General features: G+C 62.9%; 9 protein-coding genes and 1 tRNA gene. 3 read left to right on the top strand and 7 right to left on the bottom strand.

Going from position 1 to position 9,836, the window contains the following annotated elements:
- The first annotated feature begins 243 nt into the window (after positions 1–243).
- Positions 244–1,467 carry an SAM-dependent methyltransferase gene (locus CAF92_RS18655; protein WP_085601596.1) on the top strand — a complete coding sequence of 408 codons (1,224 nt, stop codon included), beginning with the start codon at positions 244–246 and terminating at the stop codon, positions 1,465–1,467.
- A gap of 163 nt (positions 1,468–1,630) precedes the next feature.
- Here the strand turns inward: CAF92_RS18655 and CAF92_RS18650 are convergent, their stop codons facing one another.
- The 6 genes from CAF92_RS18650 to CAF92_RS18625 all read right to left on the bottom strand — a co-directional run bounded on the left by CAF92_RS18650 (position 1,631) and on the right by CAF92_RS18625 (position 7,065).
- Complete coding sequence (locus CAF92_RS18650; protein WP_085601595.1) at positions 1,631–2,641, bottom strand: DUF4917 family protein; 1,011 nt, start codon at positions 2,639–2,641, stop codon at positions 1,631–1,633.
- Between the two features lie 216 nt (positions 2,642–2,857).
- Positions 2,858–4,564: a SulP family inorganic anion transporter gene (locus tag CAF92_RS18645; protein ID WP_085601594.1), complete on the bottom strand. Its 1,707-nt coding sequence runs from the start codon at positions 4,562–4,564 to the stop codon at positions 2,858–2,860.
- A gap of 163 nt (positions 4,565–4,727) precedes the next feature.
- Positions 4,728–4,801, bottom strand: a tRNA-Gly gene (locus CAF92_RS18640).
- Between the two features lie 111 nt (positions 4,802–4,912).
- Positions 4,913–5,800 (bottom strand): (R)-3-hydroxydecanoyl-ACP:CoA transacylase, encoded by an 888-nt coding sequence (gene phaG, locus CAF92_RS18635; protein ID WP_046614802.1) that lies wholly within the window; start codon positions 5,798–5,800, stop codon positions 4,913–4,915.
- A gap of 350 nt (positions 5,801–6,150) precedes the next feature.
- The gene (locus CAF92_RS18630; RefSeq protein WP_085601593.1) at positions 6,151–6,843 is read right to left on the bottom strand and encodes a pseudouridine synthase; all 693 of its coding nucleotides are present in this window, start codon (positions 6,841–6,843) and stop codon (positions 6,151–6,153) included.
- 9 nt (positions 6,844–6,852) lie between these two features.
- Positions 6,853–7,065, bottom strand: a complete 213-nt coding sequence (locus CAF92_RS18625) for a cysteine-rich CWC family protein (RefSeq protein ID WP_015271611.1) — start codon at positions 7,063–7,065, stop codon at positions 6,853–6,855.
- A gap of 143 nt (positions 7,066–7,208) precedes the next feature.
- Between CAF92_RS18625 and CAF92_RS18620 the strand changes: the two genes are divergently transcribed.
- Complete coding sequence (locus CAF92_RS18620) at positions 7,209–7,661, top strand: hypothetical protein (protein ID WP_085601592.1); 453 nt, start codon at positions 7,209–7,211, stop codon at positions 7,659–7,661.
- 147 nt (positions 7,662–7,808) lie between these two features.
- Here the strand turns inward: CAF92_RS18620 and CAF92_RS18615 are convergent, their stop codons facing one another.
- A complete protein-coding gene (locus CAF92_RS18615; RefSeq protein ID WP_085601591.1) occupies positions 7,809–8,915 on the bottom strand; it encodes an enoyl-CoA hydratase/isomerase family protein in 1,107 nt (368 codons plus the stop codon).
- A gap of 126 nt (positions 8,916–9,041) precedes the next feature.
- Between CAF92_RS18615 and ung the strand changes: the two genes are divergently transcribed.
- Positions 9,042–9,734 carry a uracil-DNA glycosylase gene (gene ung, locus CAF92_RS18610; protein ID WP_046614798.1) on the top strand — a complete coding sequence of 231 codons (693 nt, stop codon included), beginning with the start codon at positions 9,042–9,044 and terminating at the stop codon, positions 9,732–9,734.
- Positions 9,735–9,836 lie beyond the last annotated feature (102 nt).

The raw sequence follows: 9,836 nt of genomic DNA, 5'->3' as shown, positions 1-9,836 counted from the left end.
AAAGCTGGCCAGAATTGCATTCGCCTTGATGAAGACTCAAGGCGAATACATGAGCAAAGGGGGCAAAAAGCATTGCCCACAACCATAGAATCTCCCACAGGGTACGCGGACCGCTTGCGAATTCAGTTCCCTACGCGACAGCGCAGCCCAAACGACTGGGCGATCTCCCACAGGAAGTTGAGCACCCTGTAGAATGCGTGCATTGCGCCAAGCGCTCCCCGCTATCCGAGGCACCGTTTTTCCATGTCCGCCAGTTCTTCTGCCCCATCCGCGCCGGATGCGCGCACCCAGTTTCTCGACCTGCTGAAAGCCGCCCTGCATGGCAATACCCTGGTCAAACTGGTATTGGCGCGCCATGTCGGTGCCGACCAGACGTTGCAACGGATCATTGCCAAGCCGCTGCAGGTCAAGGGCCAGCCGTGCCTGTCGCTGGTCTACCGCCACCAGACCCGCGATATCACCCGCAACCTGGCGCTGGACCAGGCTCAGGCGCTGGTCGCCGAATTGCTGCCGGAAAGCTTCCGCAATGCGCACCTGTTCGACGCAGACGGTGAAGTGCAGCTGACCTTCAGCAAGAAGGGCAAGCCCATGCTCCAGCGCCACGGCGCACAGGCCCCGCGCGAAGCTGCCAGCAGCAGTGGCCATGACCGCGAGAAGAAGCGCTACCTGGAGCTGTCACGGCCGTTCCTGCGTGACCTCGGCGTGACTGACGCACAAGGCGCGCTGATCCCGTCAATGTCGCGCAAGTGGAAGCAGATCAACAAGTTCATCGAAGTTTTCGACCACGCCCTCGCCAACGCCCCGGTGCCGCCGGAGCAGGCGCTGCGGGTGGCCGACTTCGGCTCTGGCAAGGGCTACCTGACCTTTGCCATGCACGACTACCTGCGCAACAGCCTGGGCCGCGAAGCTCAGGTAACCGGCGTAGAGCTGCGCCAGGACATGGTCGACCTGTGCAACGCTGCCGCCTTGCGCCTCGAGCACCCGGGCCTGGAGTTCCAGTGTGGTGACGTGCGTAGCGTGGTGCCTGAGGCCATCGAAGTGATGATTGCCCTGCATGCCTGCGACATCGCCACCGACTACGCCATCCACACCGGCATCCGCTGCAACGCTGCAATCATCATGTGCTCGCCGTGCTGCCACAAGCAGATCCGCCCGCAACTGCACAGCCCGGGGTTGTTGCAACCGATGCTGCAGTACGGCCTGCACCTGGGCCAGCAGGCCGAGATGCTGACCGACAGCCTGCGCGCGCTGTACCTGGAAGCCTGCGGGTACGAGACCAAGGTGTTCGAGTTCATCTCGCTGGAGCACACCAACAAGAACAAGATGATTCTTGCGGTGAAGCGGCGCCAGGCAGGGAACAACGGCGCGTTGCTGGAGAAGATCGGGCAGCTCAAGGCTTTTTACGGAGTGCAGGAGCATTGCCTGGAGACGCTGTTGCGGGCGGATGGGTTGCTGCCTGACGTGTGATTCCTCAGCGGCTCTTGTGAAGCGCCGCACTTGGTAACACGTTATCCATAAGTGGCGCATTCGTACCTTTCAGGGGCTCGGTTTCGCCGGCCATTGCGGCCGTGCAGGTGACAACGGCATCGGCGCCTTGATGGGCCGCAAAGCGGCCCCTAATTGGTTCATTTCACCTGTGGGTGAGCGGCGCTTCAATAGCCAACGCTGCTTGCCCCAACGGATGCGTACTGGCATCAAAGAAATGCAGCACTGTCCCCGGCATATCCACGAAGCGATCGACGAAATGCTGCTTCTGGTTGATAACCGATGCCTCGCTCAACGGCCTGATGGCAATCGACAGATGCGCCGGCCGGGCCAGCCGGATGGCTTCGAGCAGGTGCTGGTCACTGCTGTCCAGGTGCTGCCCGAACAGGCATAACCCCTGGTTTTCCAGCGCCAGTTGCCCCAGGCACCAGCCCAGGTAATCCGAGTTGCGGATGGCGCGCAGTTTCTCGTCGCTACGGTCTTCGTTGACGAACAGCGGCACTTCGCCCGGGATGTTCACGGCAAAACCATCGAGCAGTTCGGCGCTGTCGGCGCTGCGTTGGCGGGTAGTGCCGTCGGGCAGCTTGAGCAGGTGCAGGCCGCCATGCAGGTGCAGCACCCGCGTGCCTTCGCCGTTGGTGCGGCGCACGTCGAAGAAGCCTTGCTCGTCGAACAGTTCGGCGAAGCCGTGCGGCGCGTGTTGCACGGCCCACGGTAGCAGCAGGTCGTAGTTGCTGGTGTAGACGCTGCGGTAGCCGCGCAGGGCCTGGTTGAGGGTTGCCAGGGTCGTGGCCGGCATGAGTGGCCAAGGCAGGTGCACCGTGCGTACGGCGTGGATCAGCGCTTCCTTGATCGAGTAGTAGCGGTTCAGTGGCGCGGTGGAGTTGATGGCCAGCGCGGCGTTGGTGCGCACGGTGGTGTTGAGGGCACTGAGCACCGGCTCGAACAGCTCCGTCCCCAGCGACTTGAACAGTGCCTGGTCGCTGACGGCCAGGCCTTTCTTGCGCCCGGCACGTTGCGCTTCCTCGAACAGCGAGAAGTAGCCGAACGGCTTCCACAGCACACGGCTGGCGCCGTTGCCCAGCAACAGGGCGTCGCAAGGGTGGCGGGCGGCGAGTTCCGGCCAGGGGGTGAGGGTGGCGTCTAGTGCGGGCATGCTGGGGTCCGTTGGGTGGAGCGGGAACGGGGGCGACTTTAGCATGTCATGCAAGATGTGCGAGGGTTGGTGTCCAGGCAACTGCTTTGTGGAGCCTGTACTGGCTCTATCGCCGGCAAGCCAGCTCCCACAGCTTCACCACAGGTCTTCAGAGCAGCGCAGCACCTGTGGGAGCCGGCTTGCCGGCGATAGGGCCAGTAGCTACGACGCAATTCTTCAACCTTGTTCAACTCGTTGCCCACTGCGACTCCTGTTACGCCAAACCCGATAGGCGCGAATGCCCGCCCGAACCGAGCCGAACAGCAGTTTGTCTTCCATTTCCCGGGCCATCCCCGAGCGCACCAGCATGCGCAGGAAGGTGCCGCGGGCGCGGGCAATGGCGAAGAAAATGCCCTGAGCCGCCAGGGTGTCGCGCACTTCGCGCAGGGCGGCGATACCGCTGACGTCGATGCTGGTTACCGCTTCGGCATCGAACAGCACGGCCTTGGGCTGGTCCTGGCTCTGCACGGCCTCGAGCAGGCGCATCTTGAAGTAGTCGGCGTTGAAGAACAGGATCGCGTCGTCGAAGCGGTACACCACCAGGCCTGGCACGGTGCGGGCATCCTTGTGTTTGCGGATGTCCACTTGGCCTTCGGTGCCCGGCAGCCAGCCCAGCACCGCGTCGGTGGGCTGATAGATGCTGTACAGCAGGCGCAGGATCGCCAGGGTCACGGCAAACACGATACCGGGCAGTACGCCCAGGCTCAGCACCCCGACCGTGGTCAGCAGGCACAGCCAGAACTCGAAGCGGCTCAGGCGGCGAATGTGCCCCAGCGACTTGATGTCGATCAGCCCCCAGCCGGCCATCAGCAGCACGGCGCCTAGCGCTGCCTGCGGGATCCACGCCATGGGTGCGGTGAAGAACAGCAGGATCAGGGCGATGACCAGCGCGGCGATGATGCCCACCAGTTGGCTCTTGCCACCGACCATGTCGTTGACCGCAGTGCGGGAGTCTGCGCCGCTGATGGCAAAGCCCTGGGAAACACCGGCAGCCAGGTTGCTTACGCCCAGGGCGACGAATTCGTGGTTGGCGTTGATCGCGTAGCCGTGCCGGGCGGCAAAGCTGCGTGCGGTAAGCATGGCGCTGCAGAAGCTGACGGTGGCGATACCCAAGGCGTCGCGCAGCAGGCTTTTCATTTCCGTCAGGTTGCTGTGCGGCCAGGCCAGCTGCGGGATGCCGGCAGGTACCGGGCCGAGAACGGCAACGCCGAAGCGGTCAAGGCCGAACAGGCCGACCAGCAGCATGAACAGCGCCACTACCGTCAGCGCCGCAGGCAGGCGGGGGTAGCGCCTTGGCAGCCAGATCAGCAGGCCCAGTGCGGCGAGGCCGATGAGCAGCGTCACCCAGTGGATTTCACCCAGGCGCTGGAAGAAGTTGATCAGGCTGAGGATGAAGCCGTCACCCTCGATCTTGAATCCCACCACCTTGGACAACTGCCCGGCGATCAGGCTCAGGCCGATGCCGTTGAGATAGCCGATCAGGATCGGGCGCGAGAAGAAGCTGGCGATGAACCCGGCCCGGGCCACGCCGGCCGCGATCAGCATTACCCCGACCAGTAACGTGACGATCACCGACAGTTCGGCAATCCGGTGCGGTTCACCCATGGCCAACGGCGCCACGGCGCCGGCGATCATCGCGCACGTGGCGGCGTCGGGGCCGACCATCAGCTGGCGCGAACTGCCGATCAGGGCGTAGACCATCATCGGCAGCACACAGGCGTACAGGCCGTACTGCGGCGGCAGGCCGACGATCTGCGCATAGGCGATGGCAATGGGTATCTGGATCGCCGCCACCGAGAGGCCGGCCTGCAAGTCGGCGTGGAACCACTCGCGGCGGTAATGCAGCAGGTTGGCAAGGCCCGGTAGCCAGCGGGAGAGAAACATGCGTCGTCCTTTCGAAATGCTTCACGAATCCATCCACGCATTGAAGCGGATCGGCAGGCAAATGGCCATGGGGCAGGTCAAAGGGGGGGGAGAAACGAAAAAAGGAGCCTGGGCTCCTTTTGACAGCGATGACGTTGTGAAAACGCCATGCGGGTATACGATGTGGAGCGGGTAGAGGGAATCGAACCCTCAACTAAAGCTTGGGAAGCTTTCGTTTTGCCACTAAACTATACCCGCGTTTACGCAGCACTTTTTACCAGAACCCTCAACGAATTAGAAGCCCAAGTTATAAAAAAGCTTGTCGGCACCCCATAGCCTGCGGGTATCAGCTACAGGGCGCCGATGCGCTCAGATTGCCAATGCATGCTGCCCCTGCTGTACGTGCTGGTAGCGGTGACGAGGCTCGCGCACGGTCGGCTTGAGGAAGCCGAGCAAGACACTACGGGTGTCCTCGCAGGCGGTCTTGTTTTCCATGTCGAGGAAGTGGCCCGCGTCACGGATCACGCTGAACTGGCTCTTGCCCACATGCCTGCTGAACTGCCGGGCATCTTCGACCGTGGTGTACTCGTCGCGCTCGCCGTTTATGAACAGCACTGGAATGTCGATATTGCGCGCGCCGTTCAAAGCCCGTTCCAGGTCGTGCTGCAGCACTTCGTTGATATGGAAGTGCATCTGCGCGTACTCGTGGCTGTCCAGGCTGCTGACGTGCCGGTAGTTGAAGCGCTTGAACAGTGACGGCAGGTGCTTGCCGATGGTGTCGTTGACCAGGTTGCCGACCTGATAGCGGTCACAGGCGGCCAGGTACTGGCAACCACGGTCCAGATAGTCGCGCATCGGTTCGTTGATCACCGGCGAGAAAGAACTCACCACAGCCTTCTTCACGCCACGCGGTTGGTGCGCCAGCGCCAGCAGCGTACTTGCGCCACCCCACGAGAACGACATCACGTGGTCTGCCTGGAAGTGCTCGATCAGCTCGAGGAGGATATGCGCTTCGGTCTCCTTGCTGATAAAGCGTTCCTGGCGATTGTGTGGCTTGGATTTGCCCGCATATGGCTGGTCGAACAGTACCACGTTGAACTGCGGGTGCAGGTTACGTACCGTCTGGGCGAACGAGGCCGTGGTGGCCAGCGAGCCATTGATCAGGATGATCGTATTCTCGGCCGCATCAGCGCGATAGAACTCCGTGTAAACCCGATACTGACCTTGGATATCAAGTACAGCGATTTCTGGCCTCATGTCATCGACTCCTGGCGCAAAAAGGGTATTCGCGTCACCTAGGGTGCACGTTCTTTATGACAGGTAGGCATTTGCCTGAAGAGAAACCGGGGGGCCCTGTGTCGATCCTTGGCACGTGCGTCGACGGTATTGTTTTTGGTGGGGCAATTTGCCGTGCCCCAAGGCATCAAGGCCCTGGGTGGCCGGCAAAAGGTGTCTTCGAATGCGGGCGTGACTTTATAGTCACATGCAGACTGACGATTTGGATTCAAGCAGTGCGTCGGGGATCCCGCAAGTGCCGTTCGGGGGGAAATGTGACTTTTGTCGCTGAGCGGTCGTATGACGCACCCCGTGCGGCCGGAACAGTCTGACTAGACCGTGGCTATTTCATCCGCCGTGAGCTCACGAAACGCCCCTGGCGCCAACCCTGGGTCCAGCCGAATCGCCCCCATGCTCTCCCGATGCAACCCCACCACCTTGTTATCGAAATGGCCGAACATGCGCTTCACCTGGTGATAGCGCCCTTCGACGATCGCCAGCCGCGCCTGGCGCGGCCCGAGGATGTCCAGCTGGGCGGGCAGGGTGGTGAGGTTTTCGAAGGCGAAGTAGAAGCCTTCGAGAAACTTGGCCACATAGTGCTCGCCAATCTCGTCCTCGGTTTCCACCAGATAGTGTTTGGGCAGCTTGGTCGCGGGCTGGGTAAGCCGCCGTGACCATTGGCCATCGTTGGTCAGGATCATCAGGCCGGTGGTATTGAAATCCAGGCGCCCCGCGATGTGCAGGTCCTCACGCAATGCGGCGGGCAGCAGGTCGAGCACGGTGCGGTGTTGCGGGTCCTGTGTGGCGCTGACGCAGCCAGTGGGCTTGTGCAGCATCAGGTAGCGCGCCGGGCGGCCAGCCTGCAGCAGTTGGTCGTCCAGCTCCACGCGGCTGAATTCGCGCACTTCGGCCAGCGGGTCGCTGACTACCTGGCCATTCAACCGAACGCGGCGTTGCGCCAGCATCAGGCGGACTTGCTGACGGTTGTGGCTGGGCAGGTTGGCGAGGAAACGGTCGAGGCGCATGGCAAACGGTCAGTCGGAAGCGGGGGAGCGAAGTTGCTCTTCGACGGCGGCGCAGCGCGGGCACAGGCAGGCTTTGTCGCGCAGCTCGGCGGGCAGTGCCTCGAGCACGGCAGGGTCGATGGTCACGCTGTAACACCAGCAGGCCTGGGTGGCCCGGCGCGGGTCGGCCAGGCTGCACTGGTTGAGGGCGCCACAAGCGGGGCAGTGCTGGTTGTCGGGCATGGCTGCCGCTCACCTGTATCAAATTGTTGCAGAAATGGCACTGCACCTTGGCGGCACTGTCTTATTCAATGTCGATGATCGCATTTCGCATCGATGCTCGCCAGCGCCGCTGTTCGGGCACTCCAGCGGTCCAGGAGGCCGCCATGTCCTATCGAATCCTGTTGATCGCCCTGCTGGGGCTGATGACTTCCGCCTGCGTTCCGTACTACGAGAGCGGGGGCTATTACCGATCGGACCATTACTACTCCGACCGTTATGTGTCACCGGATTATTACCGCTATGACCGCTATTACGTAACGCCGCAGCCGCGTTATTACTATCAGCCTGCGCCGCGCTACTACTACCGCTCGGCGCCCGCGCCTCACTACCGGTCTCATCCACAGCCGGGGGTGAAGCAATGGTATGGCAACCCACGCAACGACTACGGCAACCGCCAGCGGTATGACTATGGGCGCGACCGGGACCGCCATGATTATCGCGGTGGCAGCCAGCGCTACCAGCAGAATGACCGTTGGCACTCCAACGGGCGGGGGGATGGTGACCGGCGCGGGGACGGGCGGCGTGGGCATGGGCAAGGAGGGAACTGGCAGCGGTAGGTAAATTGAAAATCGGGGGCGCGGTGCGCCCCTTTCGCGACGCAAGGCCGCTTCCACAGGTACGGCGCAGCAATGGAAATCATCGCTGTAGCTGTAGGAGCGGCCTTGTGTCGCGATGGGCTGCAAGGCAGCCCCAGCTTCTCGAAGCTACCCAAGATCCGCCAGCGGATGCCGCCCCTCCCACGCCTTGGCAAAATGCGCTTCGACCACCGCCGCCGGCACCTGCGCCACATCGGGCCAGTGCCAGTGCGGCTGGTTGTCCTTGTCCAGCAGGCGCGCACGCACGCCTTCGCTGAATTCCGGGTGGCGGCAGCAGTTCAGGCTCATGCTGTATTCCATCTGGAACACCTGCGCCAACGACAGGTGCCGTGCCCGGCGGATCTGTTCCCACACCAGGTGTGCGGTAAGCGGGCAACCTTGATGCAACCGTTGGCCGGCCTCTGCAAGCAGTGGGTCGTCGTGGTGCTTGAGCCCCTCCAGCGCACGCCAGGCGGCGGCTGCGTCGGCCACGTCGAGCAACTGATCGATCATCTGTCGCCGTGGCAGCCACTGGGCCTCGGGCAACTCGGCGCAGGCGCGGTGCTGTTCGGCCTTTAGCAGGCTGTTCAGTTGCAGGGCGGTCTGTTCCTGCCAGTTCAGTTGCAGCAGTTCCTCGATCAGCGCCTCTTGCTGGTACTCACCCAGAAAGCGGTCGGCCAGGCCCAGGTCCAAGGCGTCGTGGGCATTGATCGGCGCGCCTGTCAGGCCGAGGAACAACCCCAGCTTGCCCGGCAGGCGGGCAAGGAACCAGCTGGCGCCCACGTCCGGGTACAGGCCGATGCTGATTTCCGGCATGGCCAGCCGACTGCTGGGGGTGACGATACGTACATTGGCGCCCTGCAGCAGGCCCATGCCGCCGCCCAGCACATGACCGTGCCCCCAGCACAGCAGCGGCTTGGGGTAGGTGTGCAGGGCAAAGTCCAGGCGGTATTCGGCGGCGAAGAAGGTGGCGGCCAGCGGAGGTACGCTGCCGGGGTGGTCGCGGCAGGCCTGCGCCAGCGCACGTACATCGCCGCCGGCACAGAAGGCCTTGGCACCGTTGCCGCGCAGTAGTACGCAGACGATCCCCGGGTCGCGAGCCCAGGCGTGCAACTGTTCGCCCAATATCTCGATCATCGGCAGGTTCAGGGCATTGAGCGCCTTGGGCGCATCCAGGGTGGCGATGCCGATGCGGGCGCCGTCGGCGCCGGTGAGTACCTCGCAATGAATGGCCATGGACTACCTCGCGCAAGTCATCGGACAAGTATGGCTTGCCTGGCCGAACATGCCGGTCGTCGGTCGGATCGTTTGACAAGCGGGAAGGGCTTACCTAGTGTCGCGCCATTGTTTATGGAAGGCCCCATGACTGACGACGATCGCATCAAACTCGAACCCAGCTGGAAGGCCGCCTTGCGCGCCGAATTCGACCAGCCCTACATGCATCAGTTGCGCGAGTTCCTGCGCAGCGAGTACGCCGCCGGCAAAGAGATCTACCCGCCAGGGCCGTTGATCTTCAATGCGCTGAACTCGACACCGCTGGACCAGGTGAAGGTGGTCATCCTCGGCCAGGACCCGTACCACGGGCCGGGCCAGGCGCACGGCCTGTGCTTCTCGGTGCAGCCGGGGGTGGCCACGCCACCGTCGCTGGTCAACATCTACAAGGAACTGCAGCGCGACCTGAACATCCCGATTGCCAACCATGGCTACCTGCAGAGTTGGGCCGAGCAGGGCGTGCTGTTGCTCAACACGACCATGACCGTGGAGCGCGCCAATGCCGCGTCGCATGCCAAGAAAGGCTGGGAGTTCTTTACCGACCGGATCATCCAGGTGGTCAGCGAGCAGTGCCCGAACGTGGTGTTCCTGCTGTGGGGCTCGCATGCGCAGAGCAAGCAGAAGCTGATCGACGGGACCAAGCACCTGGTGCTGAAGTCGGTGCATCCATCGCCGTTGTCGGCTTACCGTGGGTTCCTGGGGTGCGGGCATTTCAGCCGGGCCAACAGTTTCCTCGAGCAGCGTGGGCTGGCGCCGATCAACTGGGCATTGCCGCCGCTGTGATCACCTGAAAGAACGCGTCGCCTGCTTCGCGGGCTTGCCCGCTCCCACAGGGATAGCGCCTGCCTTGAGGGCGATGCAGTACCTGTGGGAGCGGGCAAGCCC

The sequence above is a fragment of the Pseudomonas sp. B10(2017) genome (assembly GCF_002113295.1).
In the GTDB taxonomy this organism is placed as follows: Bacteria; Pseudomonadota; Gammaproteobacteria; order Pseudomonadales; family Pseudomonadaceae; genus Aquipseudomonas; species Aquipseudomonas pudica.
This window is presented reverse-complemented; position numbering and strand designations above follow the sequence as displayed.

Bases quoted from the DNA above. Each gene is read 5' to 3' on its own strand.
- CAF92_RS18655 (WP_085601596.1), top strand. From the start codon at position 244: ATGTCCGCCAGTTCTTCTGCCCCATCCGCGCCGGATGCGCGCACCCAG.
- CAF92_RS18650 (WP_085601595.1), bottom strand. From the start codon at position 2,641: ATGCCCGCACTAGACGCCACCCTCACCCCCTGGCCGGAACTCGCCGCC.
- CAF92_RS18645 (WP_085601594.1), bottom strand. From the start codon at position 4,564: ATGTTTCTCTCCCGCTGGCTACCGGGCCTTGCCAACCTGCTGCATTAC.
- phaG (WP_046614802.1), bottom strand. From the start codon at position 5,800: ATGAGGCCAGAAATCGCTGTACTTGATATCCAAGGTCAGTATCGGGTT.
- CAF92_RS18630 (WP_085601593.1), bottom strand. From the start codon at position 6,843: ATGCGCCTCGACCGTTTCCTCGCCAACCTGCCCAGCCACAACCGTCAG.
- CAF92_RS18625 (WP_015271611.1), bottom strand. From the start codon at position 7,065: ATGCCCGACAACCAGCACTGCCCCGCTTGTGGCGCCCTCAACCAGTGC.
- CAF92_RS18620 (WP_085601592.1), top strand. From the start codon at position 7,209: ATGTCCTATCGAATCCTGTTGATCGCCCTGCTGGGGCTGATGACTTCC.
- CAF92_RS18615 (WP_085601591.1), bottom strand. From the start codon at position 8,915: ATGGCCATTCATTGCGAGGTACTCACCGGCGCCGACGGCGCCCGCATC.
- ung (WP_046614798.1), top strand. From the start codon at position 9,042: ATGACTGACGACGATCGCATCAAACTCGAACCCAGCTGGAAGGCCGCC.